This is a genomic window from Candidatus Tisiphia endosymbiont of Empis tessellata (assembly GCF_964031035.1).
GTDB lineage: Bacteria > Pseudomonadota > Alphaproteobacteria > Rickettsiales > Rickettsiaceae > Tisiphia.
In genome coordinates this window covers 18,674-43,801 of sequence record NZ_OZ034997.1, presented here as the reverse complement: position 1 = coordinate 43,801, position 25,128 = coordinate 18,674, and the positions used below count along the sequence as shown (strand labels likewise).

At 32.7% G+C, this 25,128-nt stretch carries 23 protein-coding genes and 1 other RNA gene; 7 read left to right on the top strand and 17 right to left on the bottom strand.

The window, feature by feature from the left end; translation table 11 throughout:
• Window positions 1–84 precede the first annotated feature (84 nt).
• Both bamA and rseP read right to left on the bottom strand, forming a co-directional pair.
• Complete coding sequence (gene bamA, locus AAHM86_RS00245; protein WP_342267848.1) at window positions 85–2,433, bottom strand: outer membrane protein assembly factor BamA; 2,349 nt, start codon at window positions 2,431–2,433, stop codon at window positions 85–87.
• Window positions 2,434–2,441: 8 nt separating this feature from the next.
• Window positions 2,442–3,509 carry an RIP metalloprotease RseP gene (rseP, locus tag AAHM86_RS00240; RefSeq protein WP_342267847.1) on the bottom strand — a complete coding sequence of 356 codons (1,068 nt, stop codon included), beginning with the start codon at window positions 3,507–3,509 and terminating at the stop codon, window positions 2,442–2,444.
• Window positions 3,510–3,600: 91 nt separating this feature from the next.
• Between rseP and nusB the strand changes: the two genes are divergently transcribed.
• Entirely contained in the window at window positions 3,601–4,086 is a 486-nt protein-coding gene (gene nusB / locus AAHM86_RS00235) for a transcription antitermination factor NusB (RefSeq protein ID WP_342267846.1), read from the top strand.
• A complete protein-coding gene (locus AAHM86_RS00230) occupies window positions 4,076–4,768 on the top strand; it encodes an RlmE family RNA methyltransferase (RefSeq protein ID WP_342267845.1) in 693 nt (230 codons plus the stop codon). Before nusB ends, AAHM86_RS00230 begins: the two co-directional genes overlap by 11 nt.
• Before the next feature lie 43 nt (window positions 4,769–4,811).
• On the opposite strand, the gene dnaJ is transcribed toward AAHM86_RS00230, so the two are convergent.
• From dnaJ to AAHM86_RS00215, 3 genes are all read right to left on the bottom strand, one after another.
• Window positions 4,812–5,939, bottom strand: coding sequence for a molecular chaperone DnaJ (dnaJ, locus tag AAHM86_RS00225; RefSeq protein WP_341747541.1), 1,128 nt, complete (start codon window positions 5,937–5,939; stop codon window positions 4,812–4,814).
• Window positions 5,940–6,251: 312 nt separating this feature from the next.
• A complete protein-coding gene (gene dnaK / locus AAHM86_RS00220) occupies window positions 6,252–8,141 on the bottom strand; it encodes a molecular chaperone DnaK (protein ID WP_342267844.1) in 1,890 nt (629 codons plus the stop codon).
• 98 nt (window positions 8,142–8,239) lie between these two features.
• Entirely contained in the window at window positions 8,240–8,863 is a 624-nt protein-coding gene (locus tag AAHM86_RS00215) for a hypothetical protein (protein WP_342267843.1), read from the bottom strand.
• 112 nt (window positions 8,864–8,975) lie between these two features.
• On the opposite strand from AAHM86_RS00215, the gene rnpB reads away from it, so the two are divergent.
• The 3 genes from rnpB to gyrA all read left to right on the top strand — a co-directional run bounded on the left by rnpB (window position 8,976) and on the right by gyrA (window position 13,783).
• An RNA gene (rnpB, locus tag AAHM86_RS00210) (RNase P RNA component class A) lies at window positions 8,976–9,377 on the top strand.
• Between the two features lie 516 nt (window positions 9,378–9,893).
• Window positions 9,894–10,778: a hypothetical protein gene (locus AAHM86_RS00205; protein ID WP_342267842.1), complete on the top strand. Its 885-nt coding sequence runs from the start codon at window positions 9,894–9,896 to the stop codon at window positions 10,776–10,778.
• Window positions 10,779–11,092: 314 nt separating this feature from the next.
• Window positions 11,093–13,783 (top strand): DNA topoisomerase (ATP-hydrolyzing) subunit A, encoded by a 2,691-nt coding sequence (gene gyrA, locus AAHM86_RS00200; RefSeq protein ID WP_342267841.1) that lies wholly within the window; start codon window positions 11,093–11,095, stop codon window positions 13,781–13,783.
• A 35-nt stretch (window positions 13,784–13,818) separates the two neighbouring features.
• On the opposite strand, the gene AAHM86_RS00195 is transcribed toward gyrA, so the two are convergent.
• Both AAHM86_RS00195 and AAHM86_RS00190 read right to left on the bottom strand, forming a co-directional pair.
• On the bottom strand, window positions 13,819–14,109 hold the full coding sequence (locus AAHM86_RS00195) for a hypothetical protein (protein ID WP_342267840.1): 291 nt from the start codon (window positions 14,107–14,109) through the stop codon (window positions 13,819–13,821).
• Window positions 14,110–14,123: 14 nt separating this feature from the next.
• Window positions 14,124–14,867, bottom strand: coding sequence for an autotransporter outer membrane beta-barrel domain-containing protein (locus AAHM86_RS00190; RefSeq protein ID WP_342267839.1), 744 nt, complete (start codon window positions 14,865–14,867; stop codon window positions 14,124–14,126).
• Window positions 14,868–14,990: 123 nt separating this feature from the next.
• Between AAHM86_RS00190 and AAHM86_RS00185 the strand changes: the two genes are divergently transcribed.
• Window positions 14,991–15,542, top strand: coding sequence for an S-adenosylmethionine:tRNA ribosyltransferase-isomerase (locus tag AAHM86_RS00185; RefSeq protein ID WP_410521552.1), 552 nt, complete (start codon window positions 14,991–14,993; stop codon window positions 15,540–15,542).
• A gap of 6 nt (window positions 15,543–15,548) precedes the next feature.
• Here the strand turns inward: AAHM86_RS00185 and rsmD are convergent, their stop codons facing one another.
• The 6 genes from rsmD to AAHM86_RS00155 all read right to left on the bottom strand — a co-directional run bounded on the left by rsmD (window position 15,549) and on the right by AAHM86_RS00155 (window position 19,186).
• Window positions 15,549–16,112, bottom strand: a complete 564-nt coding sequence (gene rsmD / locus AAHM86_RS00180; protein ID WP_342267838.1) for a 16S rRNA (guanine(966)-N(2))-methyltransferase RsmD — start codon at window positions 16,110–16,112, stop codon at window positions 15,549–15,551.
• Entirely contained in the window at window positions 16,109–16,807 is a 699-nt protein-coding gene (locus AAHM86_RS00175; RefSeq protein ID WP_342267837.1) for a pseudouridine synthase, read from the bottom strand. Before AAHM86_RS00175 ends, rsmD begins: the two co-directional genes overlap by 4 nt.
• Before the next feature lie 130 nt (window positions 16,808–16,937).
• Window positions 16,938–17,588: a hypothetical protein gene (locus AAHM86_RS00170; protein WP_342267836.1), complete on the bottom strand. Its 651-nt coding sequence runs from the start codon at window positions 17,586–17,588 to the stop codon at window positions 16,938–16,940.
• Between the two features lie 270 nt (window positions 17,589–17,858).
• Window positions 17,859–17,987: a type II toxin-antitoxin system PemK/MazF family toxin gene (locus AAHM86_RS00165; RefSeq protein ID WP_342267835.1), complete on the bottom strand. Its 129-nt coding sequence runs from the start codon at window positions 17,985–17,987 to the stop codon at window positions 17,859–17,861.
• Entirely contained in the window at window positions 17,981–18,217 is a 237-nt protein-coding gene (locus AAHM86_RS00160) for an AbrB/MazE/SpoVT family DNA-binding domain-containing protein (protein ID WP_342267834.1), read from the bottom strand. Before AAHM86_RS00160 ends, AAHM86_RS00165 begins: the two co-directional genes overlap by 7 nt.
• Before the next feature lie 108 nt (window positions 18,218–18,325).
• Window positions 18,326–19,186, bottom strand: coding sequence for a DUF1189 family protein (locus AAHM86_RS00155; RefSeq protein ID WP_342267833.1), 861 nt, complete (start codon window positions 19,184–19,186; stop codon window positions 18,326–18,328).
• 105 nt (window positions 19,187–19,291) lie between these two features.
• Between AAHM86_RS00155 and tkt the strand changes: the two genes are divergently transcribed.
• Window positions 19,292–21,301 (top strand): transketolase, encoded by a 2,010-nt coding sequence (gene tkt / locus AAHM86_RS00150; RefSeq protein WP_342267832.1) that lies wholly within the window; start codon window positions 19,292–19,294, stop codon window positions 21,299–21,301.
• 177 nt (window positions 21,302–21,478) lie between these two features.
• On the opposite strand, the gene AAHM86_RS00145 is transcribed toward tkt, so the two are convergent.
• The 4 genes from AAHM86_RS00145 to AAHM86_RS00130 form a co-directional block, all read right to left on the bottom strand.
• Window positions 21,479–22,177, bottom strand: coding sequence for a hypothetical protein (locus AAHM86_RS00145; RefSeq protein ID WP_342267831.1), 699 nt, complete (start codon window positions 22,175–22,177; stop codon window positions 21,479–21,481).
• Window positions 22,178–22,288: 111 nt separating this feature from the next.
• Entirely contained in the window at window positions 22,289–23,449 is a 1,161-nt protein-coding gene (locus AAHM86_RS00140) for a hypothetical protein (RefSeq protein ID WP_342267830.1), read from the bottom strand.
• Window positions 23,450–23,611: 162 nt separating this feature from the next.
• Window positions 23,612–24,184, bottom strand: coding sequence for a BglII/BstYI family type II restriction endonuclease (locus AAHM86_RS00135; RefSeq protein WP_342267829.1), 573 nt, complete (start codon window positions 24,182–24,184; stop codon window positions 23,612–23,614).
• Entirely contained in the window at window positions 24,165–25,106 is a 942-nt protein-coding gene (locus tag AAHM86_RS00130) for a DNA-methyltransferase (RefSeq protein ID WP_342267828.1), read from the bottom strand. The genes AAHM86_RS00135 and AAHM86_RS00130 overlap by 20 nt, the downstream gene beginning before the upstream one ends.
• Between the last annotated feature and the right edge of the window lie 22 nt (window positions 25,107–25,128).

The following is a 25,128-nucleotide window of genomic DNA, read 5'->3' as shown; positions in this document are numbered from 1 at the left end:
CGTACATTAGAGTACGCTGCGGTTCTGCGTTCCGCGTCTCCTTCAAATCCCTCAGCACAAGCGAGTTTCGAAAGAGGTCTAATATTAAAAATGTGTAGAAAACTTTAGATGGAAAAGTTGCTTTTCATCATAAGGTCTCTTTTTAATTGGCCAAGCCCAATCCATTCTGATAGGGGCAAAGCGAGTAACCCATATAAAACCCACCCCAACAGAAGCACGAAGTGACTTATCATTATAAAAACTATCAGATTTATAAATACTTTTAGAATTTAATCCTACACCCCAAAGACTACCAGCATCCATAAAAACAGCTCCAGTTAAATTAAAATCTTCTGGTAAACCAGTTGGAAAGTTGAGTTCTGTTGAAAATGTATAATATTTTTCTCCGCCAAGACCTTCATTTGTTGTTTTTTCTCTAGGACCTATTCCACTAGCAGCAAATCCTCTAAGGCTATAATCACCCAAATTAAACCGATCAGAAATTCTTACAGTTTTACCTCCTACACCCATAATATCACCGACACTACTTGAAAGTTTTAAAGTGAATTTATTATTGATAAAAGATTTAAAATATTTACCGTCTAGTTCATGTTTTAAATATTTATTATTACCCCCAACACCAGCAAATTCCTGAGTGCCGCTAATAACATAACCATTTTTAGGAATAATCCTACTATCAAGCTGATCATAAGTGATAGTATGTCCGATGGCTGATGTGATGAATTTTCCCATCTGTTCAGTTAAGAATATAGAACTTGAATTGCCTGGAGAGCTTAATACATCTCTCTTAAGAGTATAGTCAATTTCATGACTTAAGTCTTCCGCAATATCATAACCAAGAGAAGGTTTGAGTCCTATAGATTTTAACGTATAATTTTGATCTCCTTGTGAAAGAAATGAAGTCCCACGACCGCTATAATTATTGAAAACATTAAAACCTAGCGATACATCTTTATCAAGAAAATGAGGTTCGGTTATGCCACCATAGTAACTAATACTCTTTTTTCCTACCTGTACTCCAGCATTTAACACTTTTCCAGTACCAATTAAATTACGTTCCAAAAATGATATACGTCCAAATGGTCCTCCCGCTGTGTTATAGCCAGCATCAAAACTAATTGAAGATGTTGATTTTTCCTCAACGTCAATATTAATATCATATTTGTCTTTTCGTGTTGTTGGTGTAACGCTAATAAGTACTTTTTCAAAGTAATCCAAATTGCGTAGATTCTGATGACCTTTTTCTATATAAGAACGGTTAAATATATCTCCTTCAGAAATTTTAAATTCTCGTCTAATAACTTTATCTTCAGTTTTTAGATTATTCATAATATTAATTTGATTAATAAATACTTTTTCTGCCTTATCTATAACAAATTTAATATCAGCAGTATTATCAGGGTTTTTACTACTTATATCAGGGTAAACATTAATTCCTGGATAACCTTTACTTGCAAAATGTGAAGAGATTTTATTTGCTATTTTATTTAAACTGTTAATATTAAATGTATCACCCGACTTAACATTAATATATTTTTTAATTTCATTTATATCAATATTAGGTAATTTATTGTCAATAGTAATGTTGCCAAAATTATATTTTGCCCCTTCTTCAATAGAGTAAGTAATGGTAAAATATTCTTTGGTTGGATTGAGTTCTGCTGTAACAGAAATAACACGAAAATCGGCAAATCCTACTGACTGATAGAATTCCTTTAACAATTCTTTATCATACTCTAGGCGGTCTGGATCGTAGGTATCATTTGTTTCTAAAAAGTTAAACCATTTTGACTGTTTTGTTAGGATAACAGATTGTAGTTCTGTACTACGGTAATTATTATTTCCACTGAAATAGATTTTTTTAACAGTTGTTTTAGGTCCTTCTGCAATATCAAAAGTAACTTTTACTCTGTCATTCTCAAGTCTCTCAATTTTTGGCGTTACGGTTGTAGAAAAACGACCTGAACGTTTGTATATCTCTTTAATTTTTTCCACATCTAATTGGATTTTAGCTGGACTCATTGATTCACCAGACATGGTAAGCAATTCTTTTGATAATGAGGATGTTTTGATTTTAGAATTACCTGTAAACACTACTTTAGTAATAAACGGAGTTTCTGATACAGTAACTATCAAATTACCACCATTGCCTAGTGTAATACTTATATTGTCAAACAAAGACGTTGAGTAAAGGTTTTTGATTGCTTCATCTCCTTTGGATGTATTATATTCTTCTCCTACTTGAAGCTTTAAGTAATTTTCAATAGTCGATTTTTCGATTATTTTATTACCTTGAATAGTTATTTTTTTAATATACTCAGCCGATAAAGCTGATGTATTATATAAAACAGTTGTTGCCAAAATAGCTAGTTTAATAGTTGATTTGACGTTTGTTTTCACAAGAACCTTCGTTTGTTTGGTTTTATAAGTCATACTGAAATTTAAAATACTAAGTTTTTTATATCATTTGACAAGGAAATTACAATAAGAAAAATAATTATCCCCATACCTAGTCTTAGTATAACATTTTTTATAGCTGCACTAAGTGTTTTTCCAAAAATTGTTTGATATATTATGAACATTAAATGTCCACCATCTAGAACTGGAATCGGTAGCAAATTAAGTAGACCTAGATTAATTGATATCATGGCAACAAATAGGGCAAAATTTGCTACCCCTTGTTCTAAAGATTTTCCTGATTCCTTGGCAATGGTAATTGGTCCACCAATTTCATTTAACGATCTTGTTCCCATTAGCATTTGTCCAAAGTGTCTTAAAATTAAACCTGAGATATAAACAACATCTACAGAACCTTGATATATACTTTGGAAAATATTCATTTTAATGTAAATAGGTTCATTCTTAGCAATAACTCCTATATAAGGTCTTTTTATCTCAGGTTGATTATCCAGTTTTTGACTAATCTCTTTTGGAGTTATAACAATATCAATAATCTCATCATGCCTTTCAACTAAAAGATTGATGGGTTTAGTCCCCCTCATGAATATATTTTTCTGTAAATCGGCAAAACTATCAATTTTATTAGTGCCAATCATAATAACTTTATCATTTTCCATAAGCCCAGCTAATTCAGCGGATGAATTAGCCACCACTTCACCAATTATAGGAGGTATTTCTACTTGACCATGAGAAAAATAAATAGTTGTGAATATGAGAATGGCTAACAAGTAATTAGCTATAGGTCCAGCAGCTATAATTAAGAACTGAACCCAAAGAGGCTTGCTAAGAAAAGTGAGTGGTCTATTATCCTGAGTATTTTTAAGTGTTGCAGGGTCAAATCCATAAATTTTAACGTAACCACCGAAGGGTAGGATGCAAATTTTCCATTTTACGCCATCTTTGTCTATTTTAGAGAAGAGTTCCTTACCAAAACCTATCGAGAATTCCTCAACCTTTACTCCAAATATTTTAGCTATGTAATAATGCCCAAACTCATGAATAAAGACTAATAAGCTGATTGTTAGAATAAATCCGAATATTGATAACATACAACTCATTATTTTTTAAATAGGTTTACTAAGTTATGCTTTTTTGCTATAGCTAATAGATTAAATATGTTACCAATACATCAAAGTTTTTATGACCTCAACCAAAATTAGTACCAAAACGATAGCACGTATTGCTGCGGTGCAGGCAATTTATCAGTATAAACCAGAGAGTCCTGATCAAAACATAGATATAGTCATACAGCAAATGATTCAATTCTATCAAAGTGAGCGAGTAGCTAATAATTTAAACAAACCAATAAAAGTGAAGTTAAGTATAAGTTATTTTGAATTGTTAGTAAAGTCTGTAGTTCTAAATTTATCTCAAATTGATAAGATGATATCAAGGCATTTGACATCGGAATGGCAAATTACTAGCTTACCTGTTCTGCTTCTTGCTCTTTTGCGTGTGGCAATTTGTGAATTACAATTTTTTCCAAATGTTCCAAGTAAAGTGGTAATTAATGAATTCACCGATATTACAAGTGATATGTTGAATGAAAATGAGGTTGGTTTTGTTAATTCTGTATTAGATAGAATTGCTAAAAAATCTAGCGAGAACATGTGTCATGACATCTAATATATTAGGGTTTAGAGGTAAATTTGTTGCCGTTAAAACTGCAAAAAAGCGTAAAAATTCGTCAAAACAGTGGCTTGCGCGGCAATTAAATGATCCATATGTTTCTAAAGCAAAGCTTGATGGTTATAGATCTAGGTCAGCTTATAAGTTGTTGGAAATCCATGAAAAATTTAATCTGTTAAAACCAGGGATGAAATTAGTCGATTTAGGTGCTGCACCAGGTGGATGGAGCCAAGTGGCTAGCAGAATTATTAAATCTGATGAGTCACGTGGTAATAATAGCGTGATAATTGCAGTTGATTTACTTGGCATCGAACCAATTATTGGTGTGCATTGTTTGCAAAAAGACTTTTATGCTGAAGATACAAAAGAGATTATTATAAAGATGCTCGATGGTAGTGCTGATGTGGTAATGAGTGATATGGCTGCGAATACGACGGGTCATGCAACAACTGACCATATTCGGACTCTTGACTTATGTGAGCATGCGATTGACTTTGCCTTAAAAATTTTAAGACCGGGTGGGCATTTTATTGCTAAAATTTTTCGAGGTGGTACGGAGAATAATGTGCTAAACAGAGTTAAACTTAATTTTCATAAGGTCAAGCATTTTAAACCATCTTCTAGTCGTAAAGAGTCAGTAGAGGTTTATTTAATTGCTTTAAATAAGAAATCTGAATGACAGTTAAGGAAAAACTTGATTATCGAGTAAAATGGATAAAATTTCATGACCATAAGTTTTTCATTTTATTAAAAAAACTAGCATCATCCTCATCTTTGTCGCTTGTAAATTCTTTATCCAGCAATTCTAGTAATTCTTTTTGTTTTTTAGTAAGATTCTTTGGTATCTCAATATGTATGTGAGCAAACATATCACCTCTAATGCTTGATCTAACCTTAGACATACCTTTGCCTTTTAACCTAAGTTGTTCGCCATTTTGTGTGCCAGCGGGTATTTGTAATTTTACCTTACCACCTTCTATATCGGGAACTTCTACTTCTCCACCTAAAACAGCTTTAATGAAGCTAATTGGTAGTCTGCAATGCAAATTAATTCCATCAACTTTATAGAGGTCATGCGGTTTAATAGTAACAAAAATATACAAATCCCCGTTATTTCCTCCTCGCACTCCGGCATCTCCTTCACCAGTAAGCCTTATTCTAGTACCTTCTTCAATACCAGCTGGAATATTTACTAATAAATTTCTATGTTGTGAGTAACGCCCCTGACCATGACATTTTTTGCATGGATTTTTAATTATTTGTCCTGCACCTTGGCATTTTGCACAAGTTTGTTCTAATGTAAAGAAGCCTTGTTGTCTTCTGGTAACCCCTTGTCCTGCACAAGCGTCACATTTGGTCATTCCGGCATTACTTTCTGACCCGTTGCCGTTACATGTTTGGCATTTTACTTCACTAGTAAAACTAATATTTTTGTCGATACCACGAAATGCTTCTTGCAAAGTAACTGTGATATCATATTTTAGATCTGAACCTCTAATAGTAGTTGATGGTCGTTGTCTTCTTGTCCCGCTGCCCATAAAATCATTAAAAAACTCACCAAATATATCATTTATATCAGGTCCACTATTGTTATGTCTTCCAGCTGACGATGCTGCACCTGAATTCTGAAAGGCATCATGTCCAAAACGATCATAGGCAGCTCTTTTTTGTTCATCTTTTAGGATATCATAAGCACTGCTTATTTCCTTGAACTTTTTTTCTGCTTGTTTATCCTGTGTATTACGGTCAGGATGATATTGCATCGCCAATTTATGATAAGCTTTTTTTAGCTCTTCCTGGGTAGCAGTTTTACTAACCCCAAGTATTTGGTAATAATCTTTTGTCGACATAATTAAGTATATCTTATTTTAAATTTTACTTTTAGCTAACTCGAATAGCGTTACTCGTCATTGCGAGGAGTCGCTGAAAGCGGCTACGCGGCAATCCAGGGTACAAGAAGCTTTACTCTAAAAAAACAGCTTCGCTGTTTACCTGGATCACCACGGCATCTAAAGAGCCTTGCAATGACGATTATAGAAAAATGTAGGGTACTATGGTTGCCACTACACTCATGTGGTCTTGCAATGACGGAAGTATTTTCATCCATCATCATTGCGAGGAACCACTTTAGCGGCGACGAAGCAATCTACATTCATTAGTAATTACTTATTGCTTACATCCTCGTAATTAGCATCAACTACTTTATCGTCATTACTTGCTTCAGATTCCGCATTATTATCGTCGCCTGACGGAGATTTATACATAGCTTCTCCTATTTTCATACTACTAGCCATAAGAGCATCAGTTTTTGCTTTAATTTGCTCAAGATTATCAGACTCTAAAGCTGCTTTTAACTCTGTTATGCTATTTTCTACTTCTTGTTTATCACTAGCTGATATTTTACTATCGTGTTCTTTTAGAGTTTTTTCAGTTGAATAAATTAAGCTATCAGCACTATTTCTAGCCTCAATTAATTCACGACGCTTTTTATCATCCTCAGAGTTTTTTTCTGCATCTTTTACCATTTGTTCAATTTCTGTATCACTAAGACCTCCAGAAGCTTGAATAGTTACTTTTTGTTCCTTACCACTAGCTTTATCCTTGGCAGAAACATGAACTATACCATTAACGTCTATATCAAAAGTTACTTCAATTTGCGGTAATCCTCGTGGTGCAGGCGGAATGCCATCAAGATTAAATTGACCAAGTATCTTATTATCAGATGCCATTTCCCGTTCACCTTGGAATACCCTAATCGTTACAGCATGCTGGTTATCATCAGCAGTAGAGAATACCTGACTCTTTTTAGTCGGTATAGTAGTATTACGATCAATCAGCCTAGTAAATACCCCACCAAGAGTTTCAATACCTAAAGATAAAGGGGTAATATCTAGTAATAATATATCCGTAACTTCTTTGTTTAACACCCCACCTTGAATAGCCGCACCTAAAGCTACAACTTCATCAGGGTTAACTCCTCTATGTGGTTCACGACCAAAGAATTCCTTTACTTTCTCAATAACTTTTGGCATTCTAGTCATACCACCAACAAGTACTACTTCTTGAATATCCGAAGCTTTTAGCCCAGCATCTTTTAAAGCTTTCTTACATGGTTCTATTGTATCATCAATTAGCGTTGCCACTAAGGATTCTAATTTCGCCCTAGTAAATTTTATATTTAAATGCTTAGGACCTGAGCTATCAGCCGTAATATATGGCAAATTAACATCAGTTTGAGGTACAGATGATAATTCTTTTTTAGCTTTTTCAGCAGCTTCTTTCAGACGTTGCAAAGCTAAAGGATCTTTGCGTAAATCTATACCACTTTCTTTCTTAAATTCATCAATTAAATAATCTAGAATTCTAGAATCAAAATCTTCGCCACCAAGGAAAGTATTGCCGTTGGTAGATTTAACTTCAAATACACCGTTACCTATCTCTAAAATTGATACATCGAACGTACCACCACCAAGATCATAAACTGCAATTATTTTGCTCTCAGCTTTATCAAAACCATATGCTAAAGCGGCTGCTGTTGGTTCATTGATTATCCTTAATACTTCCAAACCAGCAATTTTACCAGCATCTTTGGTTGCTTGACGTTGTGCATCATTAAAATATGCCGGTACAGTAATGACTGCTTGTGTTACCTTCTCACCAAGATAATTCTCGGCTGTTTCTTTCATTTTCTGTAGAATATAAGCACTAATCTGACTAGGAGAATATTTTTCTCCTTTAACTTCAACCCAAGCATCGTTATTAGCAGCTTTTACTATCTTGTATGGTACAATATCTTGGTCTTTTTTTACCATAGGATCAGAGAAACCTCTACCTATCAATCTTTTAATACCATATAAAGTATTTTGTGGATTGGTTACAGCTTGACGTTTTGCTGGATCGCCAATTAATTTTTCACCGTCATTACCAAATCCTACCATTGAAGGAGTAGTCCTAACTCCTTCAGCATTTGCTATAACTCTTGGTTCTTTTCCTTCCATTACCGCAATGCAAGAATTTGTTGTTCCTAAATCTATACCTATGATCTTTGCCATATACACTCCTAATCCCAATTTAATAAATCAACTTGATAAGTTTTGATATAGTGTCTTCTCGTCAATTTTACAAGAGGTAGCTGTGAAAAAAAGTTATATCATGTCCTTATCGCCGGAGCAGAACATTTGGACGAGTCACCTATTTCACTTTGTACATTTCTACGATTTTGAATACCCCTAATTCTCTCTTTATTAGAATTTTCTCTTACCTCGATTAATCCTTGTATAAGATATTTTAATCTAGAACTTTCAGTATAAAGGATCATATGTTTAAAAAACTTGGTATATTTACCTACTAGCTTATTACCACCATTCCAATACATATCCTCAATCATCGATATCTCGTTAGGTTTTAACTTATCCCAAGACTTGCCATAAATATTTTTTAGCTCTAGGCGATTAACAGCACTCTTACAATCATATATCATTCGAGATTGTTGTATTGTAATAGCTTTATCGCCATTATAAACTTTGTCAAATGATAAAGAACCTTGGAATATTGTCTGCCACACAATTTTTGCTCTTGGATTATCCATGTTAAAGCCTATCCCTATAGTGTTGTATCCCTTAATGTCTTTATATACTTGTAATATTTCATTTTTATTACCTTTAATAAAAATAAATACCATTTCTTGGTAAAATTGTAGATGTTTTGGGTCAGAAAGATTTAATCCATATAATTTATCCCGTAATTCAGCGGCAAATTTTATACTCACTACCATAAATTTAACTATTATTATCTTGAAAAGATTATTAATAGCATGTTTTTAGCTAGCACTAAGTGTTCTAGTAAAAAAAATCATTGACGAGACAATTATATTAAAACATAATCATCTCGATGGTCGTGCAGTTGCGTAAAAATCTATACTAGAATTTACGAGGAAAGTCCGGACTCTACAGAGATATGGTGCTGGTTAACGTCCAGCGGAAGAGTAATCTTTTAGGGAAAGTGCCGCAGAAAATATACCGCCAAAATTTGTTATCAAATTTTGGTAAGGGTGAAATGGTGTGGTAAGAGCATACCGGTAGGTTGGTAACAAGCTACGCATGGTAAACCCCACCAAGAGCAAGATCAAATAGGCATTACAGAACTTACCTGTTCCTAGGCATCTCTGACTAGAAGTAATGTGGGTGGATCGCTTGAGATAAATGGTAATATTTATCCTAGATAAATAACTGCAGTAGATAATAGAAATATTATTTATACAAAATCCGGCTTATAGACCATCATATTTGAAACCTCAGTTTTGGATTAAAATTTTTAATTTTAATCCAAAACTGGCTGGAATATCAGAATAAATTGTGAACATGAATTGCTGTACAGAGTTTTTGCGTAAATATTACCCTGTCATTTTGTGTTTATTCTTAATGTCTTTACATTTTGCCTCTGCCTATCCTGGGGGTATGTCGTTTGATAGTTTTGATCAATATGGGCAGAGTATCAATAAAAACTATTTTTCACATCACCCACCGTTAATGTCAATGGTATGGTCCTTGTTTCATTATATTTACCAAGGTCCGCAGACGATGCTCTTGCTTAATTTAGGACTGTTGTGGGGTGGAGTATTGCTGCTTTTCTATGCTGATTCATAGAATAAATACAGATGGCTTTACTTATTAATACCATTTCTACCTAATATATTATCCCAATCTGGAACAATTTGGAAAGATGTAGCTTTTGCCTTTGGTAGTTTCTTTGTAGTAGCTACTTGTATTTTTCATACTTACCGTCAAAACCCTGGCCCTCTTTGGGTGATTACAGGATTACTATTAATTGTTTTTTATGTTGTTGGTGTTAAGTTTCAAGCACAATTTATAGCTCCAATTTTGATTTTGTTTGTATTGTCAATTTATCTTAAAACTAGCTTGTTAATAAGAATAATACTAACCTGCATAATTTCGCTATTAATAATATATGGTAATGCTAAACTTACTAAGCATTTTTCCACTGAAAGTCATGCAGAGCAATTACGTCAATTATTTGATATTGCTAGAGTAAGTGTTGCTATCAATAATGATGATTTAGTGCCAAAATATGTTAAAGAAGACCTAGATTTATATAGTTTTGAGAAGCTTAAAAAAAGCTATACTCCTTACATAGTTAATCTATTAGTTTTTGGTGATACTAGGATTTATAACTCTACAGTAGACCCTATAAAGTTGCGAGAAATGGAGGCTTCTTATATAAAGGCTGTGTTTACTCATCCACTAGCTTTTTTACAACATCGGGCAAATGCTTTTACTATTTTAATGAAAGGTGTAGGGTATTCTCGGGAAGAATTATTTATTGATCATAATGAAGCTCAAAAACATGGAATTCATTTTAAAAAAAATCATTTAAAAGACTGGATGGTAAAGTATATAGGATTATGGTCAAAGATTTTAACAAAGAATATTGTTAGCCTTATACTAACATTTGTGTATTTAATATCTATTCTAACAAATAAACAATCTAATAGTTCCGAGAAAGTTATTTTGACATATATCGTAGCAATATCTATTGTTTTTTCAATAGTACTATTTTTTGCTACCATGGCATGTGATTACCGTTATTACTATGTTATAAGAATTTTAACATTATTTAGCCTGCCGATTTATTTGAAATTCAGTCAATCTAAAAAAAGATGTTATGTATAGCTAACCATAGTAAAATGGCGTCATTGCGAGGAGGCATGAGCCGACGAAGCAATCCATAAAAGTGATTAAAAATGGATTGCTTCGTCGCTGCATCGCAGCTCCTCGCAATGACGTCTCGAGCTTTTAAACTTGTCCCTATATATTTAATTCCTTTTTTTTCCTCAACTGGGGAATCTGTTCTTCGGGTTATAGCTACACTTGGAAAAAAATAGCTTTTCCAGCTAGTCTACGCTCATTCAGCAATAGATTTTTTTCTGAATATGTAATATACTTAAACTATTCTAATATTACTTTAATAAATGTAGGTTCTAACTGTGACTAATTTAGATCGTCAAAACTTAATATCTATTAGCATTGAAGATGAGATGAAAGGCTCTTACTTAGATTATGCTATGAGTGTAATCGTCAGTAGAGCCATTCCAGATGTACGTGATGGTCTGAAGCCAGTGCATCGCAGAATCCTTTATGCAATGTATGAAGCATCTAATTACTTTAACAAACCTTATCGTAAGTCAGCAAGAACTGTCGGTGATGTAATGGGTAAATACCATCCGCATAGTGATGCTGCAATTTATGACTCATTAGTGAGGCTGGCACAGGACTTTTCTTTAAGAGTACTGCTCGTTGATGGGCAGGGTAATTTTGGTTCAAGAGATGGTGATGCTGCCGCTGCTATGAGGTATACAGAGTCAAGACTTGCTAAAGTTGCTCATACATTGCTTGAAGATATTGATAAAGAAACCATTGATTTTACGCCAAATTATGATGGTTCTGAAAAAGAACCATTGGTACTACCATCAATGTTTCCCAATCTCTTGGTGAACGGAACTAATGGTATTGCTGTTGGCATGGCTACCAATATTCCACCTCATAATCTTGGAGAAATAATAGATGCTTGTTGCCTATATGTTGATAATAATGATGTAGAAATATTAGAACTTATGTCAGTAGTTAAAGGTCCTGACTTTCCTACTGCTGGTATCGTACTTGGTACAAGCGGTATTAGGTCAGCTTATTTAACAGGTAGGGGTAGTATTCTAACTAGAGGGCGCAGCGAAATTGAAGAGATATCTAATAATAGGCAGGCTATTATTATTACAGAAATACCATATATGGTTAATAAAGCTAAATTGGTTGAGAAAATTGCCAAACTGGTCAAGGAAAAACGTATTGAAGGTATCAGTGATCTTAGAGATGAATCAAATAAAGATGGTATTCGAGTAGTAATTGAAATAAAGAAAGATGTTGTAGCAGAAGTGGTGCTAAATCAAATATATTCCTATACTCAGCTGCAAACTAGTTTTGGTGTAATTATGTTAGCTCTAAGAGATGGGCTACCAGAAGTTATGAACTTAAAAGAAGTGATAGCTGCTTTTGTCAATTTTAGAGAAATAGTAATAACTCGCAGGACGATATATTTGTTAAATAAGGCTCGTGATAAGGCACATATTTTATTGGGACTAATGATTGCTGTTAGTAGTATTGATGAGGTTATTAGAATAATTAAATCTTCAAATGATCCGGCAAGTGCTAAAGAGCAACTAATGCAAAGAACTTGGAATGCGTCATCTATAATAGATCTAGTAAAACTTGTTGATGATAGAGCAATGATAGCAGATGATGGTAAATGTTATTTTACTGAAACACAAACAAAAGCAATTCTTGAAATGCGATTGCAACGTTTAACTGCTATGGAGAAAAATAAATTAGAAAATGATCTTGCAGAACTAGCTACGGAGATTAAGGGGTATACTGACATTCTAGCATCACGTGAGAAACTTCTAGAGATCCTAAAAAATGAGTTAATTAGAATCAAAGATGAATTTGTTACTCCCCGCCTTACTAGCATTGAATTAGGTGACTTTGATCAAGATATTGAGGATCTTATCCAAAGAGAAGAAATGGTTGTGACCGTGACATTGGGCGGTTATATTAAACGTGTACCTCTTGCTACCTATAGAGCACAGAAACGAGGAGGAAAGGGGAGGGCAGGGCTGTCAATGAGGGACGAAGATATTACCACTCAAATATTTGTTGGCAGTACTCACACACCGATGTTGTTTTTCTCAAATACCGGGCAGGTATACAGCTTAAAATTATATAAACTGCCACTTGGTAATCCTCAGAGTAAAGGAAGACCAATAGTCAACATTTTACCTTTAAAAGAAGGAGAACGTATAAATAATATTATGCCATTGCCTGAAAATCAGGATGAGTGGGATAATTTGAATATTATTTTTGCTACAAGCCAAGGTAACATTAGAAGGAATGATTTATCAGACTTTAAACGTATTCAATCAAATGGTAAAATTGCTATTAGGCTTGATGATAATGACCATTTAATAGATGTTAAAGTTTGTAAGGATGAAGACCATGTTTTACTGGCAACCAAAGCTGGTAAAGCTATAAGATTCCCAGCTAGTTCAGTTAGGGTATTTAAAAGCCGTACTTCTGATGGTGTAAGAGGTATGAGGATTGCTGCTAGTGACTACGTTATCTCTATGACAATATTAAAAGGCATAGCATGTACAATGGAGGAAAGGGAAGCCTATTTATCAATTCCTATAGAAAATAGGTTGTTAATCGCTGATGGCAAGGAATTCACTCCGGAAGAATTTGGTGTACAGTTAAATAAAGAACAGATTTTAGAAATGGCTATTTCAGAAGAATTTATTCTTACTGTTAGTGAAAATGGTTTTGGAAAAAGAAGTTCTGCATACGAATATAGGATTACTAACCGTGGTGGTAGCGGTATTGTTAATATGGATGTGTCTGATAAAACTGGATTAGTTGTTGGAGTAATGCCGGTTGATATGTCTGATGAGTTGATGTTAATTACTAATAATGGCAAACTAATTAGGTGTAAACTTGAATCTGTACGTATAACTGGTCGTAATACTAGTGGTGTAATATTATTCAAAACCGAACAAGGAGAAAAAGTAGTTTCTACCGCATTGATTGCTGATAGCCCTGAGGAAGAGGTGGAAGTGGATATACTCGAATGATAATATATAATCTGAGTTTGGTTTAATAGTTGAGCCTAAAACGATAATTTTAATTTAAGTGAACCTTGATGGCTTGAATATTTATTATTAGACGCTAAATAGTTATATACTGCCATGATTTCTGTTAATCCACGTTTTATAGTGATAGTTCCGCCAATTTTGTAGTTGTATTTAGCAGGTTTTTCAAGTAACAATATTTCCTCTTTACTGCTTGGACCTGACATGACCTGCATATGAAGTTTTTGCTGCTTATTATGCAAAAACTTTTCGACTTCCATATGCAATCCAGGAATCACTTTGGTAGTATCACTAATCTTCATTGGCATAATTACTTCAAATCCTATAAGCCCCGAAGATCTTCGGCTGTTAGAGCAGCTACCGATAGACTTTGTCTTTCAAAGCTTGCCCCATATCCAGCAATATCCTGCCCCCCATATTTGAGCCCAATATGGGGGATAATTAAAGCTTTACCAACCTTTGATTTGTAAGCAACTACTAGCTTGCTACTATATGAGCTATTAGCAAATTTAGCTTTAGCTAGCTGGTTTTGTACTGGTAATTTTGCAGAAACATTACCCGAAGCAAGGGAAAGGAATCCTTGTAATATTAGTTTCTTAGACAAGTTAGTTTGACCATACATAAATATTACGTGGGTGTGGGCAGTAAATTTCTCAGTACTATTCTTGTATTCAAAATTAGAGAGAATATAATTATAAGCTCCTCCAATAATGCTGCCATTAGGTAACTCTAAATCGCCTCCAATAGTTGCAGCACTAGTTCTACCAGTATAGCTACTTAACAAGCATTTCCCATTATATTTGGTTATACCTATCGTACCACTAACCCACACATTTTTAGGAACAATATCATCTTCATCATCAGCAGCGGGAGGAGAAAGATTGTTTAGATGTCTTAAATCGCTTAATCTTAAATCAATAGATGAGTTTACGAATTCATGAGACAAGAGAATTATTTCATTCAGTACTAAGGCAATATTTCTTACTGTTTCTTTTTGTTTTTGTAATAATTCTACCGCTAATGCCACTGTTTCCCTTGCTATCTGTTCAACTTTTTCTTGTGGCACTATAGCTTCTGCTGGTGGTGCTGCTGCTCCTCCTGCTGGTGGTGCTGCTCTAGCAGCTTCATCTTCCCTTGCTGGCGGTACTCCATTATTAGGAAATAGAAGTGGGGCAGGATTATATCCTGTTTGTTGGCAGTAGCACCAAACAAAGACTTAGTGCAGACCAAGTTTTATGATATAATTGACTATCTATGCCCTGGTGATTTAATGGTATTTAATGATAGTAAAGTTATTAAAGCCAAATTGCTACTAAATAAAGCTGGCAAAAAAATCGAATTATACCTAAGTGATAATTATTGGCATGGCTTTGCCAAGCCTTCAAAAAGACTTAATGAAGGAGATCAATTTGATTTTGGTTGTAATAAGATTATTATAAGTAAAAAACTTGTAATGGGGCAGGTTGAGGTCGAATTTTTTCTAGATAATCTCTCAGTTTTTGAATTTTTAGAAAAATACGGTGAAATCCCGCTACCTCCTTATATAAAGAGGCACGAAAATTTACTAGAGGATAATAATAGATATCAAACAGTCTATAGTAAAAAACCTGGGGCAGTAGCCTCTCCAACTGCAGGGCTACATTTAGTTTGTGCCTTTGCTGGTTATAAGGAAATAACTGATATCTACAAATATGCTATAGATACGAGAATGCGGTTTTTTAGTTATTTTTATTTTCCATAATATATATTATAGAATAGCTTGAAAAATAAGCAATTTACTATCACCGTATATTTTTTCTTTAATTAGCTGTAAAGAATCATCGCTAAAATCTTCATTTTTAGCAAGTTCGACTACAATAATTCTACCATCTTTTAACCATTGACCTTTTTTTAAAGCATTAACTGCCTTCGATACAAGATTATGACCGTATGGCGGATCAATAAAAATTAAATCAAAGCCGTGATAAGCCGAAGGTAGAGCTACTGCATTGATATTTAAGAAAGTCATTTTATCCAGCTCACCTATTTTACTAGCAAACTCTTTTGCTGCCTGTAAATAATTAGCATTTATATCAACTAATGTAACTGCTCCAGCACCTCTAGAACAGCTCTCAAAAGCTAAACTACCCGTGCCAGCAAATAAATCGAGAACTTTAGATTCATTGTTAAATAACCTACAATCAATGAATTCTCCTGAAGTTAGTATACTAAAAATCGCCTCTCGGATTTTGCCTGTGGAAGGACGATAGTTAGAGTTTTTTAAGGTAGGTATGATCCGATTTTTATGTTTGCCTGCTATAATTCTAATCATAAAAATTTCTTAAATTTTTCGAATGGCTGTTCTTTATACTGATTTGGTTGCAAATTACCTAATAAAAAATCTCCATAGCTAATTCTAATTAACCGGTTAACAGTCAAGCCAAAATATTCAAATATCTTTCTAATTTCACGATTTTTACCTTCAGTCAAAACTACTTCAAACCAACAATTTGTCCTGCCTGATTTTATTAATTTAATTGATTTAGGATCATAACGTATTTGATCAATCTCTATATTTTTATAATTTTTTAGCAAAAGATTTGGATTACCGTGTGCCCTGACTTTATATACACGTTCTATTTTACTTGATGGTAGCTCAAACTTTCTTGCTAAATCACCATTATTGGTTAGTAATAATAACCCTTCACTATTGATATCCAGTCGCCCTATTGAGATTACTCTAGGCAAATTCAGCTTTGCAAGACTAGCAAATACCGTTTCTCTACCACTTGTATCTTTATGCGAAGTAATGAGTCCAACAGGTTTGTAATATACCCATAAACGCGGGATCTGTTGTTGATTTATTAGTTTTCCCGACACCTCAATAACACTAGTTTCATCAACATTGGTTGCTGGTGAATCAATAATAACGCCATTTACTTTTACTTGATTATTTTTAATAAGCAGTTCTGCATCACGCCTTGAACATATCCCTGCATTACTAATCGCTTTTGCTAGTCTTTGCATATTATTAGATTTTAATAATAAATTTTTTCATTATTATTCTGAATATAATAAGAATGACAACAAAAAAGATAATAATTAAACATCAATCTATTAATCGCTTTTTCTAACCGTGTAAATTCATTATTAAGGCTTACATAATTCCGACAACTATACAAGAAATTATAAACATTATGGTAGCTATAATAAAATTTAAATATGAGTGACATCTACTAGCATTATTACTAAATCTAACAAATTTAATACCATAAAAAAATACACATCCCGAAAAAACAACAAAATGCTTTAAATTATCTTTTAAATATTCCTGCCAATTTTTTAAAGGGTTTTGATGATAAACATCTTGAGTTGCTGATATCAATGGTAGAGCTAACACAAAAGTTAGAAATAGTATAATATACGTAAGAAAATCTAAACCACTAGAGAATTTATCCTCCTTAGAATTATTATAATGATTACAAAAATAAAAACTAACCAAACAACTTATAAATAATATATTAAACAATATTATAAAACTACTCTCCTGCCAAGAAAGTTTAATTCCACTATATTGATAAACAACAACGTTTATTAGGCAAAAAATGAAGATTTGGTAAATCCCAAATAAACAGAGTCTAAATAACAATTTTTCCATGATTTTAATGATGTCCGCTGCATTAATTGCACCATATGCACAATACCCTACAGCTTCAATAGCCAAAGCTCCAAGGCCCCCCCCCATTGCAGCAGGTCCAGGAAATAGCTTCTTTCCAACCGCCTGTACTCCTTTGCATGGGCTATCCATCCACCAGATAGAATAAATTATTTTAATTTTTAAGTCAAATTATTTTAAAAATTAAAATAATGGAGCAAACTTGAATAATGCTGGAAACTGATCCTAAGAGAAGTTTATAAATTAGCCTAATGGCTATAATCCCATATAGGATAGTTTTAAGCAATATTCTCAAAGCAACTTTTACTTTTTGAGAGTAAAATTTATATATTTGTTTCATAGCAATGTATAACTACAATAATAGTCTTAATTTTGATAATATAACATTTATGAGTATTTTGTCTAATGTAAGAATTTTAATTTATAAGGAGTAAGAACTACCGCTGGTTGTGTTTTTTGAATCTCTTTGCCTTTTTTAGGTTCAAAATTAAGCCAAACTACATCACCTCTTTCAGGTATGAATGTTACCACGATTCATTACCTACAGCAATGTCATCATTTAATATTTCATGATGACAGTTAGAATCTGTAATATTATCCAATAATATATCTAATTCTGATGTTTCTGTACTGATAATCAAATAGTTATCAGCTGTTTCTAAATTAACAAATGTACTTTGTTGAAAATGTAACTTATCAGCTAGATGTTTAGGAATTCTAATTCCCAAGCTATTTCCCCATTTTTGGATTTGAGTTTGCATAATATCATTAATATTGTTATTGTATAAACAAGTATATACAATAAACCTACATTATGCAAGTTAAGAATTCTTTTTAGTCATTGCAAGGAGCTATATCGCCCCCCTTCCCTATTTACTTCGTATTTGTAACATCCCCAAAAAGAGTAAAAAATAGGCAAATATCTGTATAAAAAATAGCATGCTACTCAATGCTGGTAAAAATATAACAATAATAGGTTGTAATAAAATGGTCACTCCACTTGAAAATAATACTATCCTAGTGCATGTTTGCCAAGAAGATTTAGGACCAAAATACTTAGTTAACAGATATACTAATATGATAATAAAGATTTTTTCGAATAAAATCATTACAAAACGATAGACTATCATTATCGGCATTAAAATGTAAATAAATACCTTCGGTGCTTGTGTAAGAATCTCAGAAAAATGCTTTTTAATGACTTCTTCAGTTAGAATTTTTTGATCAGAAGTAAATAATTTAGAATATCCAATACTAAATGCACTCTTTTTTTTATCAGTTATTTCAATCGTAGTAAGGGTTATATTATTGCTACTAAAGAGGATAGGAACTTTAATTTTCTCGCTATAAGGTAGTTGATTCTTTGAGTCTATAACAGCAATTTTATTACCATTTTCATCGAGTAAATATATAGCTTCATCTTGATCAACTAAAATTTTACTACCATCATAATAGATTTCCGGTAACTGTTTTAATATATATTCAATAGTTGTGGTGCTTTTTGTAGAGCGGTTTTCAGTAAAATAATCCGTCAAAGCCAACAAATAATTAAATATAAAAAGACAGAAAATCAATGATGATATAAAAGATATAGTAAATATGTATTTAATTCCATACCCTGTATATGATCTATAAACATCTTGGTAAAAATTTATTGAACTGATTGATAACCGTAATTGATGAAATAAAGTAGTAAACCACGAGAAAACGGATAATAGTTTTGTTGTCATAATATCTATTTTGATGTAGATTCATAAAAAATTTTTATCAATATATTCCAATTCTTAAAACTAGAAAAGTATATATCTTTTAACATAAAAGCGATATTTATCATAATGAAGTTTAATAAAATACCAAAATATTCAGAAGAATATTGTAAACTAAGTGACTGTATTAGAGTTTTAGCAAGTGATAGCATAGAACATGCCAAGTCAGGGCATCCGGGTATGGTACTTGGCATGGCAGATGTGATGACAGTTTTAGTGTTTGATTTTCTTAAATTCAATCCTAATGATCCAACTTGGTTTGACCGTGATCGCCTAGTTCTATCAGCTGGGCATGGATCTATGTTACTTTATAGTTTTTATTATTTAACAAATTATAAAAATTTTCACTTAGAAGATTTAAAACAATTTCGCAAATTACATTCAAAAACTCCTGGACATCCAGAATATGGAGCATATGAAGCTATTGAAGCTACTACAGGACCTTTAGGCCAAGGATTTGCCACTTCAGTGGGTATGGCTATTGGTCAAAAAAAATATCAACAAAAATTGGGCAAAAATCTTAGTGATCATAAAATTTACTGTATAATTGGAGATGGATGCCTAATGGAAGGTATAAGCTACGAGGCTGCTTCTTTAGCTGGACATTTATGCCTTAATAACCTAATAGTTTTATTTGATGATAATAAAATTTCCATCGATGGCTCTACCAACCTTACCGTATCTGAAGACCATTTGCTTAAATTTACTGCCATGGGTTGGATTACCGAATCTATAGATGGGCATGATTTTGAGCAAATTAATGCCAGCTTAACTAGGGCAAAAAATTCTGATAAACCCTACTTCATTGCCTGTCGTACTTTAATTGCCAAAGGTTCTATTAACAAGGTAAATTCAAATGCAGCCCATGGTTCGCCCCTTGGCAAAGATGAAGTTAAATTGCTAAAAGAAAATTTAGGTTTTAAGGATGAAGAATTTGACCTACCAAAAGAATTAAAAGATATATGGGGCATCGCTTGGCTAAGAAATCAAGTGAGTTATAATAATTGGCAGGAAAACTTTGTTGATATAAGTCAAGAACAAAAAGTGTATTTTGCTAGACCTAATATCGATTGTTCTTTTCTGGACAATATCCCTATCCCGGTAAAAGATGAAGCAACCCGTAATTCATCCGGTAGAATTGTAGAAGAATTAAGCAAACTATCTAAAAAAATTATTTTTGGGTCAGCTGATTTATCATTATCTAATAATATCAAAAATAATCATAGTAAAGTAATCAGTAAAGATGATTTTAGCGGCAACTACATCCATTATGGTGTTCGTGAGAATGCTATGGGTTCTATCATGAACGGACTATCATTATCAGGATTTTTACCTGTAGGTGCTACTTTTCTAGCCTTTTCTGATTATATGAAGCCAAGTATGCGACTTTCTGCTATTATGCAGCAACAAGTAATCTATATAATGACTCATGATTCAATCGGTGTAGGAGAAGACGGTCCTACTCACCAACCAGTTGAGCATCTAGCGTCCTTTCGAAGCTTACCAAATATGATGGTATTACGCCCTGCAGACTATATAGAAACAGCCGAGTCCTGGCGAATTGCACTATCTAATAAACAAGGTCCTTCTATTCTTGCTTTAACAAGACAAGCTGCCCCTCAAATTATCAAGATTCAAAATGGGGAAAATCAAATAGTTAGCCACATTAGTTCACAAAATTTATACTCTAAAGGTGGGTATATATTGTCAGGAAATAGTCAAGAAAAAGTAGATGTTGCTATCTTTGCCACGGGTTCTGAATTATCAATTGCTCTAAAAGTACAAGAGCTGCTAACTAACCATGGTTTTAAAGCTGAGGTCATATCAATATTATGTTTTGAGCTATTTTTTAAACAAAAACCTAGCTATATCCAAAATATTTTATCTAGGGGTAACTTAAAAGTGGCTATAGAAGCTGCAAGTAGCTTTGGCTGGCATCGAATCATTGGAGAAAACGGCATGTTCTTTGGCATGGAGCAATTTGGTCTATCTGCTCCCTCTACTGATTTATACTCATATTTTGGGCTTACTGCCTCAAATATCCTAGAAAAGATTATGGCAAAAATTAAGGAGATGTAAAAAAGGTATCATTGCAAGTAGGCGAAAGCAACTAAGCAATCCTTAAAAGTGATTAGAAATGGATTGCTTAGTCACTACTATAAACCTCAGTTTTGGATTAATTTCATTAATCCGAAATTGAGGTTATAAAGTAGTTCCTCGCAATGACTTTGAGATCGATTATTAAGAATTACATGCCTATTCAAAGTCAAAACCTTCTATACTACTAGACTCTCCCAGTAAGATTTGGTATGCTGCAATGGGATCATCAAAATATTTAGAGCATGTCTCTGACAGTTCCAAAGCATCTAACATATCCTCAACTACTGCCTTAACTTGCTGTTTTTGCAATTTTGTTGCTTGTTCTTCTTGTTGATGTTTCATATCCACAATAAATTGTTTGTCTTGTTCAGTTAATTGCTCGGTACTATGCTGACTAGCAAAATCTTGCATATTTTTAGTTTGTCGTAGTGCATTAATCATAATTTGGTATTCTGTCGCTAAAGGGTTACGCTCAGCATATTCAGGTAAATAGTCCCTAATATTCTCCAAAAATAACTTATTAATTTCAGCAAATACTTTTTGTTGTGCATGTGTGGTTTTGCTAAAATCCATATCCATCTCACATGCTATAAATTCTAAAAGCTCTTTGGATAGATATTTTTGTTCACATTTTACTATTAACTTATCAACAATGTGTTGAATAAAGTCTCCAATATTATTGTCAGTAATCTCCTCTTTGTTCTCAGATTCCTGTAATGTAAAGTTATTTATAAATTGAGAGTTAACCTTTGGTAAAGTATGGATTACTTGAGTGAAGGTTCCTTGATTACAAGCAGACTTATTAGGACCATACGCTGTCGCAGCTATATATAATTGCATAGCCAACTCCGACATTTTATTTACCTTCCATACCTCTTCTACAGAACAGTGGTTTAAATCTTGAAACAAGTCTTTTATTTGCTGCTGAGTAGCATTACAGTTAGTAAGTAAATTATGGCATACCTCTTAACTTTTAAGCTCTTCTATTGTTAGTTCATCTTTATTAAGTAGTTGTTTAATTTTAGTTAGAATACTTAAAACTTTTGACTCATCTGTCTCTATAGTGAAATATGTAGATAGAAAGCTAACACATAATTCTTGTATTTCTTGCTTATTAGGATAATTACTATCAATGAATAGCTTAACAGCTCCTATCGCTTTAGGTAACTGTAGATTCTTCCCATGCAGGTAATCATAACAATAACTATAATTAGCATAAGTTCCGTCATATTTACCATCAACATCAGTTTTTACATAAAGATTCTTTAAGATATTGACTGCTTTTTCTATTATTGCTTGCATAGCTTTCTTGTTATCTTGTAGATAATTTAGTTTATCTTCTTCTGGTATTTTATCAAAAATATCCTTTTTCCTATCTTCAGGTAAATTGGGCAATAGAAAGGGGGTATATTCTGGTTTGCTTGTAATATTTGACAAGTCTGCTATTCTTGTTATAGTTTGCTTTGCAGCTTGATCTAATTGTTTATCAGAAGCTTTCAATTGTTCTAACAAATCCTTGATGAAGGAGTTTGTTGCTCTTACTAATGTACTGTTATGTACAGATTGAGAGTCATTAACAATAGCTTGTAGATCATTACGTAATTCGCGTGGAATGTATCCATGTTCGAATAACAATTTTTGAATATTCGGTCTATCCATATAATAGTTAGTAATAGTCTGTCCTTGAATAGGTCCATTAATTGAAAACGAATAGGTCTCATCGGTATGTTTAAGTAAATATTCAACTATACTGTCATAACTATGACCTGCTAGTACCATGCTTGCAAACCATGCATCTTTTTCTTTTTGGTCTAAATTTAAATTAGAGGTCTTTTTACTGTTAATGAGTTTAATAAACATAAATAAGTAATTCCAGGCTTTGTTATTACATTCAACCTCAATAGGTCTTCCGTTAAGCTTAATATTTTCTGCAAAACTTTCAAATGCCTCATTGGTGATATTATACTGTTTATTTGCTAAATTAACATTCCAAACTTTATCATTATACTTAAGGACTTCACCTAATTTTTTAACTTCTTCATCTTTTATATCATATTCCTTTAAGTCAAGAAGACCGCTACTAAGCCTATTATTTTTTATTTGTTCTAATAACTCTTTAAAACTCATAATTTTTACTTTTTTAGAACCGTTTCAAACGGAAAATAGCGACTTTCTATAGCTTGTCAAGAAGATTATAAAAACTATTGCATAACACTTTCAGTTCCTGATTTAACTATTTTAATTACAGGCAGATTGTTAAAAGATACTAATTTTTCGGTGATTATATATTTATTCCTCTATATCAACCAAAATTACATAGACAGGAACAGCAGGAAAATGTCTTTTTAATCGTTCAATATCGTAAACAAGTTGTTCTCCATAAGAGACACCTGTTGACATTTGTTGTTGTAAATTATGACATGGTACTATTTCTATTCCTACATCCGCCTTACCTTCATTGAAAAAATACTGGAATTTTGCCAAATCATAAAACATAAAAGCATATTTGCCAAATTGAACTTCAATTAAAACTCTATCCTTTACAAAATCTATTTGTTTATATGAATTTGATATAACCTTGTCGTGATTTGGTATAACAATATCATATTTGTCTATTATTTCATGAAACCCTCTTGAGTTAAACTGTTGAGTGAAAGCATTATTTAATTCTTTTGGCGAATAAAACATCTTTCCTTCACTTGTTTTTTCTTTACTAACCTTATTTTTCTTTATGTCATTTATTGCTTTTATTGATTCATGAATTTCTTGAAAAATTTTAGGATAATCAACTTGTAAAATTTGTCTTCCCCCAAGATGAGAATATTCATAAACTATTTTCATATTATATTGTTTCAGGTTCATAGACGGGTTCATTCATTTCTCTAACCCTAATAGTTCCGTTTAATGTTTCTTTAATTCGTTCTTTTGAAATATTTATATATTTCTTATCTATTTCTGCACCTATACATTTTCTAGAATTTTTTAGACTTGCAACAAAAGAGCTACCAGAACCAACAAAAGGATCTAAAACAATATCATTTTTTTTTGTCATTGATAAAACCAACCTTTCAACTAAACCGACGGGAAATTGGCAAGGGTGTTCTGTTTTTTCTATATGATTACTTTTTACATTTGGAATATCCCAAACATCCGATGGATTTTTGCCTTTCGGATTGCAAGATAGTTCCCCTTTTTTGTTGCCTTTAAAATATTTTTTATTAGGATATTTTTGAGGTATCCTAACAGCATCTAAGTCAAAGTAATAATCATTGGTTTTACTAAACCACATAATAGTTTCATGTCTTCCAGAGAATCTTTTTGAAGCATGTAACCCATGTCCAAAATGCCAAATAACCCTATTTCTCATTTTCATTTTTAACTCTGAAAATATAGGATATAATAAAATATCTAAAGGTATTACTTCTCCATTTTCTACATAATTACCGACTTGCCAACAAATATGTCCATCATCCTTTAGCACCCTATAACACTCATTGATGACTTTTTTTTGCCAATTATAATATTCATTAATATCTGATTTTTTTTCGTATTCCTTACCTATATTATATGGTGGTGATGTTATTATTAAGTTTATACTGTTATTTGGAATTTGTTTTAATAACTTCATGCAATCACCTTCAAATAGAGTTGCTTGATTATTTAAATCAAAACTATTTTTCAAGATATTATGTTTTTGTTTTTGATAAGACAACTTATTCACAATTTCACTAAAGCTATGATTCTTTTCCTGTATTTCAGATATTCTAATTGCTTCTTGTACCATATTCTAGAAAATTAAAGTTTTA

Coding starts and splice junctions, on each gene's coding strand:
- bamA (WP_342267848.1), bottom strand. CDS start 2,433: ATGACTTATAAAACCAAACAAACGAAGGTTCTTGTGAAAACAAACGTC.
- rseP (WP_342267847.1), bottom strand. CDS start 3,509: ATGTTATCAATATTCGGATTTATTCTAACAATCAGCTTATTAGTCTTT.
- nusB (WP_342267846.1), top strand. CDS start 3,601: ATGACCTCAACCAAAATTAGTACCAAAACGATAGCACGTATTGCTGCG.
- AAHM86_RS00230 (WP_342267845.1), top strand. CDS start 4,076: ATGACATCTAATATATTAGGGTTTAGAGGTAAATTTGTTGCCGTTAAA.
- dnaJ (WP_341747541.1), bottom strand. CDS start 5,939: ATGTCGACAAAAGATTATTACCAAATACTTGGGGTTAGTAAAACTGCT.
- dnaK (WP_342267844.1), bottom strand. CDS start 8,141: ATGGCAAAGATCATAGGTATAGATTTAGGAACAACAAATTCTTGCATT.
- AAHM86_RS00215 (WP_342267843.1), bottom strand. CDS start 8,863: ATGGTAGTGAGTATAAAATTTGCCGCTGAATTACGGGATAAATTATAT.
- AAHM86_RS00195 (WP_342267840.1), bottom strand. CDS start 14,109: ATGCCAATGAAGATTAGTGATACTACCAAAGTGATTCCTGGATTGCAT.
- rsmD (WP_342267838.1), bottom strand. CDS start 16,112: ATGATTAGAATTATAGCAGGCAAACATAAAAATCGGATCATACCTACC.
- AAHM86_RS00175 (WP_342267837.1), bottom strand. CDS start 16,807: ATGCAAAGACTAGCAAAAGCGATTAGTAATGCAGGGATATGTTCAAGG.
- AAHM86_RS00170 (WP_342267836.1), bottom strand. CDS start 17,588: ATGGATAGCCCATGCAAAGGAGTACAGGCGGTTGGAAAGAAGCTATTT.
- AAHM86_RS00160 (WP_342267834.1), bottom strand. CDS start 18,217: ATGCAAACTCAAATCCAAAAATGGGGAAATAGCTTGGGAATTAGAATT.
- AAHM86_RS00155 (WP_342267833.1), bottom strand. CDS start 19,186: ATGACAACAAAACTATTATCCGTTTTCTCGTGGTTTACTACTTTATTT.
- tkt (WP_342267832.1), top strand. CDS start 19,292: ATGAAGTTTAATAAAATACCAAAATATTCAGAAGAATATTGTAAACTA.
- AAHM86_RS00145 (WP_342267831.1), bottom strand. CDS start 22,177: ATGTCGGAGTTGGCTATGCAATTATATATAGCTGCGACAGCGTATGGT.
- AAHM86_RS00140 (WP_342267830.1), bottom strand. CDS start 23,449: ATGAGTTTTAAAGAGTTATTAGAACAAATAAAAAATAATAGGCTTAGT.
- AAHM86_RS00135 (WP_342267829.1), bottom strand. CDS start 24,184: ATGAACCTGAAACAATATAATATGAAAATAGTTTATGAATATTCTCAT.
- AAHM86_RS00130 (WP_342267828.1), bottom strand. CDS start 25,106: ATGGTACAAGAAGCAATTAGAATATCTGAAATACAGGAAAAGAATCAT.